A 16,560-nucleotide genomic window follows, 5' to 3' on the forward strand; every position below is an offset into this window, starting at 1 on the left:
CCCCCCCCCCCGCCCCCGGCCCCTGTATAACCCCCCCAACCGGGGCCCCCGCCTTTTTGCTTTTCCCCCCCCCCCCCCCCGGCGCGGGGCCGCGACCGCGAGCGCCGCGACATATCCGTCGAAGCCGGTCGCCTCGCCGTTAGACTCGAATGGATCGGCAAGATCGAACGCCAGGATGCGCCGGCCATCATTGTCGCCGACATAAAGCGTGGTCTCGCTCGCCGCCAGCGCGATCACGTTGCCCATGCCTGGCCACTGTATCTGGCGGACCAGCGATCCCGACCGGTCAAAGACGCAAATCACATCGCCGGAGAGATCGGCAACGAAGACCCGGCTCGTTTCTCCACTCCCGCTCACGGCCAAAGCGCTGGGATAGGCCAGATAGCCGTCGTTCTGGATGCGCGCGGCAAACTCCGCATCGACATCGCCGGTCCGGGCAACTTTCGAGACACGTCCGTTGCCCGTGTCCAGAACGTAGATATTTTGTTCATCCTGATCGGCGGCGACGGACCATGGCGTGCTGAAGCCGTCCGGCGCGTCGGAGGCCGCGGGACCGCCGCTGAGATCCGCTTGTCCCCAGACTTCGCGGACATCGAAATCGGTCAAATCGCAAAACAGCAGGCGATGATTGCCACTGTCGACAACCACCAGCCGTTCCGACTTTTCGAGCACCAGCAGGCCGCGCGGCGCACTGAGCGGGCCAAGGCCTGCACGCTCGCTGAGACAGGCAAGAGGCGACGGCGCTGGGTCGCATCCAGCGCTTATTATAATGCGGTTCTCGGGGGGAATTGAATAGAACATCCTCCCCGCCTGATCGACCGCAATGCCGCCCGGGCCATCCGGCGCCACCGCCGCAGTCGAAGCGGCCGGCGGGCTCGACAGCCGCGGCGCCGAACGCAGCTGGAGCACCCCCTGCGACGTCAGTTCGAGACCGCGCCGGTGGAAGTCGAGCCACCTTCCTGAGCGATTGAGATAACGGAAATTGCTGGCCTGGGACTGCATGGCCTATCCTTCCACTCCCAGCCACTCGACATTCCATTTCGTCAACGCCGCCGCATTGTTATCTTCCAGCGCGGCCGCGACCTTGACCAAATCCAGATCGCCGCCGATCAACGACTTGGGAATCAGTAAAGACAACCGGAACTTCGTGTTGGAACCATCGTCATTTTCGACTCGCGGGAATCCATCCAGGATCAAGGTATGCACTTGCGATGGCTGCAGGCTCACAGTGACCTTCCGGTCGCCCATGACGTGAACCGTATAGCGCGGCTTGCCGCGAAACGAGGCCACAGAGGTATCGACATCCAGGGTTATCGTGATGCCGAGGTCGGAAGCCGAAGCCTTCCAGGCCTGCTCATTCTTCGTGCTGCCGGCAAACAGATACGGCTGCGCCGCCGGCTTGGCATTGCGCCGCTGCGCCAGTGACAGCGGCTGATTCAGTTTGCAGTTGAGAACTTCCGCGCGAGCGAGACGAATGCGCGCGCCTGTCTCCAGCTCCTTGTTGACCGGCTGCAGCTTTGCCAGCCGCCCCGTTGCGAGCGCCGCCTTTCCGGGAAGATCGCCGGTAGGCACAAGCTCCACCCAGCAGAATACCGGCGTCTCCTGGTATCGAACGGCGCTGCGCGATACGCAGACGCCGTCACGGGTCTCGCTCTCCTTGAGCAGCGAGTCGTCTCGATAGGAAACCGCGAGGTCGTAATAGACCGGATTGCCGTCGCCGTCATTGGCAACCGGCGGTACCTGCAGGACTTCGGGTTGCGTCAGCACGATTTCGCGTCCGCTGGAGTCGATGGCGTAGCCCGGCTCGATCCTGACTTCCCGATCGTCCTTGTTGCCGGAGACAGCAAAGCCACTGCCTATTCCGGCCTGGTGGAGACTCTGGTTGTGCAGCCAGCGCATTTCGCGATTGAACTGCTCCAGAAACTGCAGGTCCGCGGCAAACAGACGTTGACCGTCGAAAAACTTGATCCGTTCGATGGCGGGCGCGACGCTGGCGATCGGCATGGCTACTCCTTCGATTCCGTACAGGGGCAAGCGGGCGCAGGCTTTGCAATACAAGGCTTGGGTAGTTGGTCCCCATCCCCGCACGCCAGCCAGTTCACAAGGAGTTCGTGCTTCTGGATCTGTGCCAGGGCGGAACCGCGAACGAACGCCGTCGATGCCGAAATATCCTCGGGGCGGAAAGCGAACGCGGGCTCGTCCGTTTCGAATAGCAGCAACACCACGTCGTGATCCGCGGGCAGCGGCAGGAGGATGCGCGCCGTCATCGAGCGCGCATTTCCCGCGATCCGGTCGATACCTGCCAGTTCAATTGTTTCGTATGGTGTGATGCCGTATTTCGGGTTCAAGCGGAGCTGCAACACGTTCTCCGTCACGGTGGAGAGTCCAACTATGTCATTCGTCAGCAAACCATCGAGCAGCGGAAACACGGTGATCGCATTGCTGCCGGCCGTGGTGATCCTGGCTATTCCCGAAATATCTGCAGGCAGCTGCCGCCACCCGACAATGGTGGCCAGAAAATCACCCGCCCGCAAACGCGAGGGTTGGTCGATCTTAACGTGCAAGTCGTCGTTGCCCGGTGCAATCGTAACCGCACCACGGATGGTCGCGACCGCCAGATTGTCGCCCTCAGCCAGGTTAGCAATTGCTGCGGCAAGCCGGATTGACGTTTCTTTGGCCTCAGCGACCAGCGCAAGCCCGCCACGCGCCGTCACAACGTCGTGGGCTTGAATGAGATAACTGTCACTTACGGTGATCGTGCCGTCAGCGGATATCGCCTCGACTTGTACAGTCGGAGGGAAAACACACAATCCAACCACGTCACCCGGAGCGAGATCGGGGATTTTTGCTTCAAGCAAAAGCGTCTTGCCGATGGATAAGTTCACCGCCATGGGAACAGCACTCGCCTTGAGCACATCGTCGATGCAGGCGACATACGTATCCTTGGGAAATAGCGCGGCATTGTTCAGTGTGAGCCTGTTGTCCTCCACTGCCAGCACCGTCGCTCGCACAGGAAAACTGGCAGCCGCGATGATGTCCTTCGACTTCAGCCCGGCAATCGGCTGGCTCAGCGTCAACGTTTTTGAACTGCTCTTGATATGCTGCACGCGAACAGGCCGGGATGCGATGTTTTTGTTGATTTTCGCCACCAGATCGCCCGCGCGAAACGGCGCGACGTTATCGACCTGGATCTTCACCTCACCCGCATTGTCAGCCACCTCGATTACCTTGGCGCCCTCTCTAGCGATGCCGATAGTACTGGCAGATTTGAGACCTATCGCTGCCGAAAGGGTTAGAACGTTGTTCGCCTTCTTGCCGAGAATGATTGCCGGAGTCGAATTTTCGAAGTCGTCACTAAGCCGCACCACCACGTCATTGACGGAAAATGGCGTCGAGTCGGAGACGGTAATATCAAGGCCCGTGACGCTGACGACGGTCGACGCCGGTCGCGCGACACCCAAAGGATCGTCAGCTACGAGGCCTGCAATTGAAGCCGACAGCTCCAGCGTTGCGGAATCATCGATGGAGACAACCTTGGCGGGGCGTGCACTTCCCGCATTGACCCCGAGCTTGACGACGACATCGCTTTCCCTGAACGAATCCGCGTTGTCGACCGTTACCGCGAAGACGGAAACTGACCCAGAAACCTCGGTGACGAAGGTCGTCCGTGGCAGATTGCCGAAGGCGACCGATGTCGAAGTGGTATTCTGCAATGGACCATCAAGGGTCGCCACTTTGTTGGAAATCGCTGTGATCGACGACAACTGTTCGCCGATCGGCAACAAGCGCGCGATAGTGTCATCAGCTTTGAGCGGGTTGTCCGCTTCGCTCAGCTTGATGCTGCCATCCAGTTTCTGAGCGGCAGTGACGCGGACCTTCGGGTCGGCAAAGCTCAATGCTTGCCGAGCAATGCCTCGCAGCATCAGTTGCAGCTTGAAACTCTCCGGCGACGGTTCGGCAATGCTGGCGAACCAGACGAGGTCCCGCTTCGGGATGCGCCTTTCAATCGTCGTATTCTGACTCTTCACCTCTTCGACAATGTCCGGTGAGGGGTTGCCCTCCACTGCCTCTGCGAAATAATGGGGAGTCCGGGTGTACCCGGCCGCCGACGTATCGATCGTCACCTCCACGCCGATCTCTTCATCCCCGATCTTCCAGGATTTCCAGGGGGTCTCACCGGCAATCGTCGTTCCCGTTGCGAGCCGGGGCCGAGCCATGGGACGCGCGACAACAGGCTTGAAGTTGGGATCGAGGTTCGGTGTGCCCGCATCGAAGATGAGCCCGGCGACAGCGATCTCCCTGAATGGATTGACCTCGCGCGGCAGCTTCCAGATCAGGGCAATCCCGCCGTCGCGGCTCGGATCATGACTGACCACTAGCACGAGCGGATCTGTTGCCGGGGGAGGCAACGTAACTTTGCGGCTCGCTTCGACATACAGTCCGCGACCGTTGCAGTCGTAGGCGACGCCACAAGCGAGTTCGCCAATGATCTTCTGCTCTTTGTTGACGACAAGGCCCAGGTTCAGTCCGACCGCCACTCCGTAAGCGCCGTGGACCGAGCGGTTGTGCAGCGCGCGAAGCTCGGCATCGCTGTCGATCTGCGTCCGCAGATCGCCGGAGGCCAGCAGCTGGCCCTGCCAGTAGCGTACGCGCTCGAGCTCCCTCATCGTTCGCGGGGCCATGTCAAATCACCTCGATCTGGTGGACGCCCGACACCGTCAGCGCGAGCGGAGAGAGACAGACATTGCCGCACTGCGCATCGGAGCCTGGCACGGCAAGCTGCAGCGACTGCACATGATCAACGCCGGGGATCCGCGCGATCACGTCCAGCACTTCGGAGGTGTAGACGTCGCGTCCCAGCGGCCATCCCTCGCCGTCGGGGCCACCCTCCAATGGCTCGAGAAATTTTTGCAGCGCCTTGACGATGGCATCGCGCACGGCTGTCTTGTTCTGACCGGGAAATGCCTTTACCTGGGCGATCGCGGCGACTTCAAGGTAATCCGGACCCATCACGTCAATGCGCGTCCCGATCACGTGCCGGCGCGACAGATAGGCAGACACCGCGCTCAGGAGTCCGGCCGAAGGCACCGGCCGGCCCGCCGGCAACCGCGGTACGATCACGACGGTGACGATGCCGGGAGCCCCATAGCACGGCAGCGCCGCACAATGGTTGGCCAGCGCTATTGCCCTGGCGATGCCGGTGCCGGGCGTCTGCTTCGCCAGCACTTCGCAGTCCTGCAATGTGACCGCCCGCGACGGTACCTGCAGCAGCTGGGCCGCTCGGCCTTCGGCGTGCGTCAGTGTCTCCTCGTCCACTCCGCCCGACGCCGGCTGTGGGTTCGTAAGGTGCAGTTGTCTGGCGACTGCCGTCGGGCCGTCGAACAGTTCCGCATTGTATGGGCCGGTGTCGAGACAGAGCGTCTTGTCATGCGCAGCCAGGTTGCCCGCCGCCCCTGCGGTCTGCAGTGCGACCGCGATCATGCATTCGCCCTCGCAAGGCACCCGACCGTTCTGGCCGTCTCCGAAATGCACAGCCGCCGAGCCGGCCGCGAGCACAAAATGGGAATCGGCCGGACCGGACGCCACAAAGCTGTTCCGCTGCCGCCATGGCTGCAACTGCCCCGACTCGATTGAGTAAAGCGCAAATCCCGCGTCGAGTATTTCGGGCCCGGACAGATTGCAGGTCTGGTTCGGCGCACCCGTTCCGATCCCCAATCGCCGCGCTTCCACACTGAAGTGACCCGCGGCGGTATCAGTCGCCGGTTGATAATTCAACACGCGCACCTTGATCGCATCGTCGGCCGCGCTGGTGAATTCGAGGCTGCAGATCTGGTCCGATTCGAATTGAAAGCGCAGCCATGCCAAATCGCCCGACGCGGGTGGCGCCCCCGAGGCGACGACTCGCGGCGCAATCGACCATTTCTCCCAGATCGGCGCACACTGCTCAGCCTCCGCGGCATTGGCGAGGATCCGCAAGCCAATCGGCTTCGCATCGTATGCCCCTGAAACGAAACGGGCGCGCACGTAGGCAAGCTTCGTCGCAACGGCGCCCGTACGCAGCACTGCCGCCGTCTGCGGCAGCCGCAGCGTGACCGGGCCGGATAAAGTGAGCGAACGCGTGTCGTCAGTCGCCTCGATCGTCTCCCATATGCCGGGCGCCGTCTGCGCTTCCCACACAATGACCGCCGAATGATGCGCCGGCAGTTCCGGCTGCGCGAACGTGCATGGCAACTGTTCGCAGCAGGTTGGCGTCATTTGGCCGCACGACAAACTGCGCGAGGCGATCTCGTCCATGATACGGGCGCGCTCGTCCGCGACAGCTTCATCGCCATCGAGCCCGATGTAGAGGCTCATCGCGGTGCCGGCATCGAGAGCCGGGGTGAAGCCGAGATAGAAGCTGTCGCCGGGTTTTGGGTCGCCGCCGAAAAGCTCAATCGGCTTGCCACGCTGCAGATCGCCGGTCGCATCGCGGAACTTGCCGCCGCTTTCGACCTGCACGCTGGCGATCGTCGCCGGCAGCACCAGGATGTCGTCGCGCAATCGAAAATTCCCGACGGCGGATTTGAGCAGCGTTGCCGCCGGCAGCGAAACCGTGCCGCCAACCGAATCCGTCAACGCAAACACCACCGGCATCCGCGCGGCAACGGGCGGCCGAGGTGTGACGCCCACCATCGCCAGGAAGGCGCGGATATGTGAGTCCGGGATGCGGTCGACACGATAAATATCCGTCTCGGCGATCCATGCCAGCAGTTCCATCAGCATGATGGCCGGAGCATGCGCGTTATGATCGGTCCACGACGGCGAAAGGATCGGGATCAGCGAGCGACCTTCGTCCACCAGATCGGCCCAGCGGCGATCGTCGAGATTGGGGAGCGGGACAAACGAGGCATTCATTGCTGCGCTCCCTTGACCTTGATGCGAAGGCTGCCCGCGACCACGATCTGATCGGGCGGGACTTCGATGAAATCGCCGCGTACTTCGTTGTTGGCCAATAGCTGGATCACTTCGGCATGATCCAGTCCCTCGACCGACTCGAGCACCGTGGCGACGTCGGACAGGTGCACACCGCGACCGAAATCCCAGCCGTCGCGCGAGGGGCCGCCATGCAGGGGGTGCAGAAAGTCTTCGAGTGCCCCGCGCGCGCGAGCATCGACCTCGCCGGCTTCCGAGTCGCGCAACGGCACGATGGTGGCGGAAACATCGATCGGGCAATAGGTCGGGCCGGTGACGTAGATGTGGCCGCTGGCCGCAACGCCGGCCGGTGCACGCGCGGCGAGATAGGCCAGCACCTCGTCGCGCAGGCCGCGCGTCGGATAAGGCCGGGCCTCCCGGCTTTCCGGAATGATCAGGACGGTGACCCATCCGGGGAGATTCCGGCCGGATGGATTTCGACCGGCAAGCGCTTTCACGACCGCGATTGCGGACGATGCCTCGCGGACCATTGCCTCGTAATCGCCGGTGGTCAGCGCCCTACCCGCATGGCGGACCGATGCGGGCGCCCGCCGCCGGAAGCTTTCCTGCGTCTCGCCATCAGACCCGCCTTCGGCCGCGCGTGCATTGAATACCGCCTGCACGCCGGAAACGGGACCGAGCAACTGCGTGATGGTGCTGGCCGCCACGTTTCCGTCCGAACCCCCTCCCGATTGGAACGTGCGCAGATTGACGGCCGCATCGAGAGGCAAAGTACAGCCGTTCACACCATCGCCGAAGAACACGAGCCCGCGGGCGCGCTCGATCATATAGTGGCGTTCTGTCGCGCTCGAGAAGAACAGATTTGGCTTCGGCTCCCACCGCACCCAGACTTCGGCAACGCGCTTCTGTTTGTCGCGCCGCAGCCGCAAGTCGCCCTCGACGATGTCGCCGGCCAGCACCTCTTTGCCGAGCTGTCCCTCCAGCTTCCGGATGCGATCATTGTCGCCTCCAAACAAATCGAGCGCGATCAGCCGCCACTCGACGTTTGCGCGCGGGCCGGACAGTTCAAGAACCTCCAGCCGCTCGCCGGGGATGATTGGAATCTGAGCGATCCGGAAAACCTCGTCCGGCTGGCCGTTTGCCTTTCCGATGTCGACATCGGTGAATGTTCTTTGTTGCAGCGCCCAGACCGCATTGGGATAGATGCCTGCCACCGTCACCTGCGACGGCGGCCCGTCTTCTTTCAACCGCCCGCGCAGCCAGTGCAACGCCACGCCGAACCTTGCCAGCGCAACACTGTCGTCTTCGGCAATGAACGAGAGGATGCCCGGCGCAGTCAGCTCCCGGGTTTCATCTTTGACGGCCACATGACTCCACCTAAAGCCGTCCCAATACTCCCAGATCATGCTCGCCAGCGCCGCCCCGGACGGCTGTTCGACAATGTCAATGAACAGGCCGATGTCAGCGGTGGGCGGTTTCTGGTCGAAGCCCAGATACAACGCCGGCGTTACATCCTCCATTCTCCGGTAGGGTTGAAAGAAGGATCCCGGCCAGATCGCCTCATAGGTGCGGTCTTCATAACGGAAGTCGTTGAACGTCAACGCCGTCTCAGGATGAAACGGACCGAACTGCCAGGAATAGGCGAGCGCTGCACCAGCGAGAATCGGCGGTTGGGTGACCAGCAGCGTGAAGTGGTTGGTATTGAAGTCGATGGTCTGCACGAAGCCATAGCCGCCGCTGACGAGTCGCGCCCGCATCCAGAGATCAAGATCATTGTTGACGGAAACCGGCATGAAATCCACCGGAACCGCGAAATCGAGAATCTCGCTGGTGCCGAAATCGGCCGCCGGCGCTTGCTCGCTGATGGTCGCCAGCTCCGTCCACTCGCGCCCGTCCCAATATTCCCAGATTACCACGGGTTTCAGTGGGGTGATGCCGACCCGGTTGCCGTCCCTATCGACCGGCGGCATCAATTGATCGGTCGGCGCCGATGTGCGCGGCAGGTACATCCGGAACCGCGCGCCCGGCTTGGCGAAGATCTCCTTGTTGCTGAAATAGAATACGGTTCCCGGTTGGGGTTGCTGTCCGAATGGGTAGAAAGGCTTCGTCGTGTCGAGTTTGGTTCCGTCGTTGAACGCCTTCTCCAGAACCAACGCCGACAGCTTGAGTGTGAGGCTGACCTCCGCCGTGTTGGACGGCACCTTGATTTTCGTTGTGGCGCGCACGCCGAAAAATCCAACCTCGAATTTCAGCAGTTGATTCGATCCGAAGTCATCGAGCGCGAAAGAGAATGTTCCGCCTGCACCCGTGGGCCCGGTCGTCCGCTCCGCAAACGCTTTTGGACTGTCCTCTTTTGAGATTGTAACGGTGGCCCCGATCAGGGGTTGGCCGGCTTCGTTCCTCACTGTCCCGGTCAGCAGCGGCAGATTAGCCACCGGCAACGCGCGCGGCTGCATTCCCAGCTGACGCACCTCTTTCAGCAGCTTCTGTTTTGCCTGCGACTCCTGCGCCGTTCCACCGAGACGGGCAATGATCGAGCTGTTGACCAGACTGCTGATGCGGATGCTTTCGACTTCAGGCAACGGCTTCTCGGGATCCGGCGGCAAGGATTGCGTCAACCGTCCGCGAATCCAGTAGCCGGTTATGCCATTGACGGCCGTTTTGTCGCTCTTGGCGCAGTCGGCCTTCAACTTGATGACGCCGCTGACCGTCATTCCGTTCGTGGCGTCGTCAGGGGCGCCGGTCTGGATTTCGCAGCCAGGGTCCTGGGCGGCAAACCCCCGCCAGACCTGCCCGTCCCAATATTCCCAGGCGATATTCAGCGCCTCGACCGCCGCATGCTGGAACTGGAATTCCACGGCCAGCACCACATTTGCGCTCAGGTTGAGCAAGGCCGAATGCGCGAGATAAAGATGGTGCGGCGCCGTGGTCAGCGCGTGCGGGTCGAACAGGCTGAGCGTCTTGCCGGTGAAAAACTCGGCGCTGTGATCGATATATTCGTCACGCCCGGGCCACAGACTGAAGACCTGCATGAGCTTGCCCGCGGTGATGCCCACGGCGGACTCGGTCTCGAATACCATCTGCTGGTTCGATCCGGGCGGCGGCGGCGCAGCCACCGAGGTGCCGGCAGGCGCCTCACCGCTGGCCGCGCCATTCGATAGCTGAAACACAATCGGCGCGCGTGCCGCCCGCGCCGGCGACAGTCGTTGCCCGAGCATGTCCATAAAAGCGAGCTTGTTCTTGTCCGGAGACTGGTTCAGCCGCTGCAGGATGGCCTGGGCGTAGCGTGCGGCGATCACCTGGAGTGCACGTCCGGGATCTTTCGCGTCTGGGTTCCAGTTCGGCAAATAGCCCGGCCGCCGCGCTTCGAGCTCCCCGTTGAGCTCGTCCTGATCACGCCCATCAATTACCACTGACGGCAACACGATCATCGCGACGATCCTTCGCCAAGATAGAACGGGTAAACCAGATTACCCACGCTGTTGGTCAGTCGAACCCGGTAGGTGATGTCGATCAGCAAGGTGCCGATCGCAGTCGACGACGGGCTCACCGATACCGCAACGACGTCGATGCGCGATTCCCAATCGATCAGCGCGTTCTCGACACGGGTCCGCAGCGCCGCCATGCTGGTCGGGTTGATCGGCTCGAACACGAATGCATTCAGCCCGGCGCCGAAGGTCGGCCGCATCAGCCGTTCGCCGTTATTGGTCTGCAGAATGATGAGAATCGCCTGGCGGACGTCCTCCTCATACGCGGCCATCGCCGCCTGGCCGGTCGCGGTGGCAGCCAGCGGAAAATTCCACCCCACGCCCAGGAAGCTCTTGCCGGATGCAACCGTTGCCATTGCCGTCAGCCCCCGATTTCCACCAGCGGCGAGCCCATCACAATAGGTGCTCCGCAACCGGACACGTCGCCGACCCGCGCCGCCGGTCTTCCTCCGATCAGCACGGTGGCGCTGCCCTTCGCGATCGGCGATGGCGGATGCGGACCGGCGGTCGGCGGCATCGCGCAAATGTGGTTGTCGCCGGCTACGGCTGCGGGCATGCCGCCGATCAACACGGTCGGAACGCCAGGGCCCGCGATCATGCCCGGGTGTCCGGTGGGATCTCCTACGCGCGCAGCAAACGGCATTCGGCTCCCTCCCCTAATTCAGCTTGATCGGCAGACCGGTGACGCTGAACGGTCCAGCCGATGTGATCGAAACATCGGCCGCCGACATGTCGATCTTGGTTGCCTTCATTTCGATCGTCAGCGCTTCCAGGGCGATCTTGTTCACCGCGGAAATCGTCACCGCCTGGGCCAGGTTGTCGAGCTTGACGGTGACCGTGCCGGCGAGATTCGTCAGCTCAATCTTCTTGGGGTCGAGTGTGATCTTTTGTTTGGTGCTGGTCGTTATCGTGACCGACTGCTTGGCGTCGTCCATCTCGATCTCGTGCCCAAGCGCCTCGGTCGCTCCGGTCTTGATCACCTTCTTGGTCAGAACGTCGGTTGGGAGACTGATTGGCGGCCGGTTCATCGTGCTCCACAGCCCGCCAAGAATGTAGCAGCTGCTCAGGTCGTTCTCGGCGAACGCCACCAGCACTTCGTCGTCGATCTCAGGAATCCAGAGGAGACCGCGCGACGCGGAAGCGCCAACCGCGCTGACCCGAGCCCAGGGCTCGAACGCCGGCCGCGACGGAATCTTGACCTGGACCCGCCCCTGGCCGATCAGGTCGAAGTTGTTGGTCACGATTCCCGGTGCTATGGCGAAGCCTGCCGCTTCCGGCTCGCTCATGAGATTCATGAAATTATCGAGCAACGCTTCAGACACGGCTGATACCTCACGCGGAAAATTCACCCTGCAATCTTACGATCCGGCCGGCCTTTGGGAGCGGAATGGAGCCGAACCAGACTTCCTTTCGCACCTGGAAGTTGGTGCGATAGCCGCTTGCGTCGAACGTGTGGGTCGCCGACGTGATCCGGTACAGGCCGCTGAACTGGTCGCCCAAACCGTCCAGACGGATCACGCGGCTTGCCTTGATGCGCGGATCGCCGATGCAGGCGCCGGACCCGGTCAGACGGTTGTTCAATCGCGGGAGCAATTCGCTGAGGATGTTGCGCGCCGCAACGGCATAACCTGTGGACTTCTTCGACTTGACCTTGCCCTTGGCGGGTGCCGGCAAAATAGCCTCGACCTCACCCAAGCTCGGATAGATCGCCAGGTCGAAGCACGCCCTGTCGTAGTCCCACGACACCATGATCACGAATTCCATCTGCAGGCTGTCGACCCAGACGCGGTCCGACACGCCGTACAAGTCGCCGATCGTGGTCAGCCTCGGCGTGAATTCCATCAGTGAGCTGCCCCATTTCAGCGTCAGGCTTGGCGTGTATTGCTGGATCAGGAACTGAAACTTAAGGACCCGCCCCTTGGGACTCTGGGTGTGGTCAATGAAGACTTCCCACCCGTTTTCCTTGGCAATTTTCGACAGGAAGTCGAAGTCCGTTTGGTCCTCTTGCCGGCGTACCGATTTCTCCATGAACTCGGGAAACGTCTGAAATGATGCAAGCGTCAACAGCATCGACAGCGCCCCGCCGATCGGATCCGGCTCCGGAATCAACAGATCGGCTGCGCTCGCGATGCTAACGACGGCGGCATCCGGCAGCGGAAAATTGCCGACTGAGGGAATGCTGACCTTGAATGCCCGGTCCTTGGTGCCGTGCGTCAGGCGATTGAGGAAATCCTGCGCGGTGATGCGGATTGTCGGCATGCCGCCGGACGGGAACGTCGGTTCGACGCCGGTGATTTCGCCGACGAAGACCTCCTCGAGCGGATCGGGCGCATAGCCGATCGACAGTGAAAACGGCGTATCGACGCTGAGCAGCGGGTGGTCCAGCCATTGCAACGAGGGATTGGCAATCGTCACCTCGACCCGGTCGGCGCCTTTCATTCCGTCCTCGTAGGTCACCGACGAAATCGCGGCCTTCAAGGCGGTCGGCAGCGGCTGGCCGTCGAGCTTGATTCGGAATTCGGGGGCGTAGGTCGGATACATGGGCATTATTGAATCACCTCGCCTGTCGCCGGATTCGCGTAGGGAAGCGATGGAATGACCAGCGCCTGGCCGACCAGCAGTTCGCGCGGATTATCGATGTCGTTGGAGATCGTGATGGGACGCCACAGGGCCGGGTCCGAGTAGTACTTGTAGGCAATGCCGGTGATGGTCTCACCTTGCAGAACGATGTGCTGCTTCGTGTAATCGGCCGTCTCGCGCTTGACCTGCAGCGCCTCGTGTTCGGGATCGATGAACTCGGCAAAGCTCGCGGTAATGCGCGCCCGAACCGGCCGGCCGTCGTCCAGAAACAGCAGGAACTTCTGGTTTGCCTTGGTCAGCACGCACCGGAACTGCAAGGAAGCCCAGGACACGATCAACACCGGCGGCGCGTGCAGCGCCGGATCGATCTCCATCAGATGGATTAGCTTCTCGGTCTGCTGGCGGACGTCGCTGCGCTTTTCATAGGTATCGAACAACAGCTCCATATCGAGCGTGCGGAGGTTGCCGTGCGCAAACTGCAGCAGCGGCGAACTCAGGCCCGGGATAGCCTGTGAGACGAAATTGTTGTCGCGATTGAGGCTGTACTCTTCGGGGTTGAACATTACCTCGATCGACTCGTTGGAGTGCTCGATCGTTATCTTTGCTTTTGTCAGCGCCATGACCGGTCCTCACACCTGACCCATACGCTCGCGACGCGCGATGACGCGCCGGTCGATATACTTGAGCACCTGGCTTGCCAATTGCTCAACATTGACCGCGGGCGTCGCCGCAGCTGCTTCGCCGATCCGGCGAAGCTGTGATTCGAACAAGCGGCGTTCCGCCGGCACGTCGACGGACTGCAGCCTCGATGCCGCCGACGGCGCAGACTCCCGGCGCAATGCCATCGCCATTCGCCTTGGGGACTCTTCGCTCGGGCGCCGAAGCCGCCGCGCGAGCAGCCGGGATACCGGAGTCTGATCCGCGTCATCGCGGGGCCGCATATGCGGGCGGGATATCAAGGTATGTTGTTGTTCCGGCGCGAGCCCGGTCAACGCCAACCTGGCAGCTCGCTGCATGGCCACCATCGCCGGCAATCCATGTGACCGCAGCAGGTTGCGAACGGGATTGAACTGCATCTGTCGTGCGCCGGTCGGCAGTTGCTGGACGGAATGAGTGCTACGACCGTCGATGGCAACGTTGAAGAGGGTGTAGAAGTCGCCATGAACCGACAACCAGCGCTGCATGAGTTGCGCCGGCGTTCGCGATAACCGGGTGTGAAGCAGCAAGGTCGCCCTCGGCGCATCCGGCCAACGACGGTGTCGCGCCATCAAGCGCGATGCCCACGCCGTCCACGGTATCGCGGCGTTCGAAAGCTGCTGGATCGTCTTCCCTGTTTTCATCAAACGCTCTTGTCCGCCTCTTCGTTCAAACGCCCGTTGATCGTCGAAATCTCTGCGACCCACCGCCGCCGCTCGACATGTTCCAGGTTCATCACTTCGCCATGCGGCCAGTGGAAGTGATAGGCGACGAAGGCTACCTCCTCGTAGAGCGGCTCGAGGGGGTAGCCGACTATCCCCCCGGGTGCACGAGCTCCGGCTGGAACGCATGCGCGCACTTCGGACAGGTCAACGGAGGGCCGTCGTTTTCCAGCCTGTTGACGTCGTTATAGAGCCCCTGCAGATACGCGAGGTCGGTGGAATAAAGGCTTTCGATCACCTTCGGCGTGATCTGCTCGATTGCACCCAATCGCGTCACCACGCGCGACAGCAGAATGACGATCAGGTAGGCGGGATTTTGCTGTACCCGCGGATCCTTGAGCGGCAGGATCTCGTCAGCTGCGGTTGCCCGCCGCATCACACCGTCGCGATGCAGCGTCCCGTCGCTATCGAGATAGCCAAGTGGCAGCGTAAACTCGATCTCGGTCTGAAACATCGTTGCCTCACGCCTTTTCGATTCGTTCGTAAGCCACTTCGAGGGTTTCGATCGACAGGTCGTTGCCCTTGGCGTTGAAATTAGGCGCGGTGTATTTCACCGGGAACGCCTGGAACAGGTTCCAGCGCAGCACTTCCTGGCCCGCCATGTCAATTTGGATGACCGAGATGTTGCGGCGGATTTTTTCCGTCCGCCCGGTCATCACGTCCTCGAACCATTTGTAGAGCTGGGTATCGTCGGTATAGCCGCGCTTGAGCGATAGATTGCTGTGCTTGGTCTGCCCCGGAAACTTTCGCGTCCCGAGGATGTCCCCGCCTTCGCGGTATTCGACCGTATCGATGGTCGCATCGAGCCCGCCCACTTCCTGGAATCGGGCGTTGCTGATGCCGTCGATTTCTATCAGAAACTGGAATGCACGATAGTAAACCGGTTGCTGCCCTGTTTGCGGCATGACTGTGTTCTCCTGTCGAGGTTTGCGCTAGGCAGTGCTGGCGTTTTGCAGCAGCAGGCCGATGCGGACGATGATGAACTCGGCCGGGTACGTGACGCGCAGACCGACTTCGAGCGTCAGCTTGCCCAGCGCACGGTCCGCATCGCTGTTGAACGTGTCCGGGAAGCGAACATAATAGGCTTCGTCCGCAGTCGAGCCGAACAGCGCACCGTCGCGCCATACGCCATCGAGGAAGCCGCGCACACTGCGGATGATCTTCTGTCGTAGCGCCAGGTTGTTCGGCTCGAACACCGCGAACCGCAAGCCGACTTTCAACGATTGCTCGACATAGGTGAGCAGGCGTCGGGTGCCAATGTAACGGAAGTCCGTCTCTGCCTGGCCAGCCAATGTTCGTGCGCCCCATAGGGTCGGACCGGAGTCAAACAGGCGGACGATGTTCACTCCGTTCAGGTTTAGTTCATCTTGATCTGCGTCGTTCAGGACGTCCTCAACACCAAGCGTGCCGAGCAGGACCTCGTTGGCCGGTGCTTTGTGAACACCGCGAAGCGCATCAGTACTTCCGTAAACGCCCGCTATATGTCCAGTTGGAGCTACGTAGAACTTTGTGCCAGAGACTTCAGCTTTTCGGTCGTCAGACAGCACCGCGGAAACTTGAACGCGGGGGTAGTAGAACGCTGCCCAATTAGAGTTGTCCGGCCTCAACCCCGGAGGATTAGCGGAGATCAATTTGGTCAAAGACCTCCGGTCAGTTCCAACAGCTGTCGTAGTCGGCGAGTCGAGGATCGCGAAGCGATCCTTCATATTCATCGCTTGATCGGACAGCTTTTTGTATATGGCGGCACTCGCGCTTCCTGGAGCCGCAATGATTTGGACATCAACGCGCTCTAGCTTGTCGATACCGTCCGCAACGGAACCCGTACCAGAATTCACTATGTAGCAAGGTCCCCCGCCGTTTTGGAAATAGCCCAGTACAGCGTTGAAGAAATCATTGCTCTTGGTCAGGTCGTGCGTATCCTCGCCCTTCTTAAAGGAATAATCTCTGAAGAATTGATCGACGCTCGTCACCAACCTCGCTTCGCCGTTATACGTATTATCAAATGTAGAATTTACGGGAAGCAGCCCTACGAACCCAGGCGTGCTGGTGCTGACTCCGGCGATTGGAGGCCCAACAAGTTGCACTTCGCGAATTTTCACGCCGGGCAAATTCACAAGTGTGTCTGAGTTTACGGCCATGGCGTTAGACCCCTCCTCTACGGC

At 61.3% G+C, this 16,560-nt stretch carries 15 protein-coding genes; all 15 read right to left on the reverse strand.

Annotated elements, in window-relative coordinates:
• Positions 1–1,002: NHL repeat-containing protein (locus AC0L3A_RS16825; RefSeq protein WP_473254793.1), on the reverse strand; the 1,002-nt coding region annotated here is incomplete at its 3' end.
• A gap of 3 nt (positions 1,003–1,005) precedes the next feature.
• Positions 1,006–2,004 (reverse strand): hypothetical protein, encoded by a 999-nt coding sequence (locus tag AC0L3A_RS16830; RefSeq protein ID WP_473254794.1) that lies wholly within the window; start codon positions 2,002–2,004, stop codon positions 1,006–1,008.
• Between the two features lie 2 nt (positions 2,005–2,006).
• On the reverse strand, positions 2,007–4,682 hold the full coding sequence (locus AC0L3A_RS16835) for a hypothetical protein (protein ID WP_473254796.1): 2,676 nt from the start codon (positions 4,680–4,682) through the stop codon (positions 2,007–2,009).
• Position 4,683: 1 nt separating this feature from the next.
• Complete coding sequence (locus AC0L3A_RS16840; RefSeq protein WP_473254797.1) at positions 4,684–6,894, reverse strand: putative baseplate assembly protein; 2,211 nt, start codon at positions 6,892–6,894, stop codon at positions 4,684–4,686.
• Entirely contained in the window at positions 6,891–10,343 is a 3,453-nt protein-coding gene (locus AC0L3A_RS16845) for a baseplate J/gp47 family protein (RefSeq protein WP_473254798.1), read from the reverse strand. Before AC0L3A_RS16845 ends, AC0L3A_RS16840 begins: the two co-directional genes overlap by 4 nt.
• Positions 10,340–10,756, reverse strand: a complete 417-nt coding sequence (locus AC0L3A_RS16850) for a GPW/gp25 family protein (protein WP_473254799.1) — start codon at positions 10,754–10,756, stop codon at positions 10,340–10,342. Before AC0L3A_RS16850 ends, AC0L3A_RS16845 begins: the two co-directional genes overlap by 4 nt.
• Before the next feature lie 5 nt (positions 10,757–10,761).
• Positions 10,762–11,043, reverse strand: a complete 282-nt coding sequence (locus AC0L3A_RS16855) for a PAAR domain-containing protein (RefSeq protein WP_473254800.1) — start codon at positions 11,041–11,043, stop codon at positions 10,762–10,764.
• 13 nt (positions 11,044–11,056) lie between these two features.
• Complete coding sequence (locus AC0L3A_RS16860; protein WP_473254801.1) at positions 11,057–11,686, reverse strand: phage baseplate assembly protein V; 630 nt, start codon at positions 11,684–11,686, stop codon at positions 11,057–11,059.
• Positions 11,687–11,732: 46 nt separating this feature from the next.
• Positions 11,733–12,947 carry a phage late control D family protein gene (locus AC0L3A_RS16865; protein WP_473254802.1) on the reverse strand — a complete coding sequence of 405 codons (1,215 nt, stop codon included), beginning with the start codon at positions 12,945–12,947 and terminating at the stop codon, positions 11,733–11,735.
• A complete protein-coding gene (locus AC0L3A_RS16870) occupies positions 12,947–13,600 on the reverse strand; it encodes a CIS tube protein (RefSeq protein WP_473254803.1) in 654 nt (217 codons plus the stop codon). The genes AC0L3A_RS16865 and AC0L3A_RS16870 overlap by 1 nt, the downstream gene beginning before the upstream one ends.
• Positions 13,601–13,609: 9 nt before the next feature.
• Entirely contained in the window at positions 13,610–14,320 is a 711-nt protein-coding gene (locus AC0L3A_RS16875) for a hypothetical protein (RefSeq protein ID WP_473254804.1), read from the reverse strand.
• Positions 14,320–14,535 (reverse strand): DUF6760 family protein, encoded by a 216-nt coding sequence (locus AC0L3A_RS16880; RefSeq protein WP_473254805.1) that lies wholly within the window; start codon positions 14,533–14,535, stop codon positions 14,320–14,322. Before AC0L3A_RS16880 ends, AC0L3A_RS16875 begins: the two co-directional genes overlap by 1 nt.
• Positions 14,490–14,852 carry a hypothetical protein gene (locus tag AC0L3A_RS16885; RefSeq protein WP_473254806.1) on the reverse strand — a complete coding sequence of 121 codons (363 nt, stop codon included), beginning with the start codon at positions 14,850–14,852 and terminating at the stop codon, positions 14,490–14,492. Before AC0L3A_RS16885 ends, AC0L3A_RS16880 begins: the two co-directional genes overlap by 46 nt.
• A 7-nt stretch (positions 14,853–14,859) precedes the next feature.
• Positions 14,860–15,303: a phage tail protein gene (locus tag AC0L3A_RS16890; RefSeq protein ID WP_473254807.1), complete on the reverse strand. Its 444-nt coding sequence runs from the start codon at positions 15,301–15,303 to the stop codon at positions 14,860–14,862.
• Between the two features lie 27 nt (positions 15,304–15,330).
• Positions 15,331–16,536: a phage tail sheath family protein gene (locus AC0L3A_RS16895; protein ID WP_473254808.1), complete on the reverse strand. Its 1,206-nt coding sequence runs from the start codon at positions 16,534–16,536 to the stop codon at positions 15,331–15,333.
• Positions 16,537–16,560 lie beyond the last annotated feature (24 nt).

Source organism: Bradyrhizobium sp. MI1.3 (assembly GCF_055811695.1).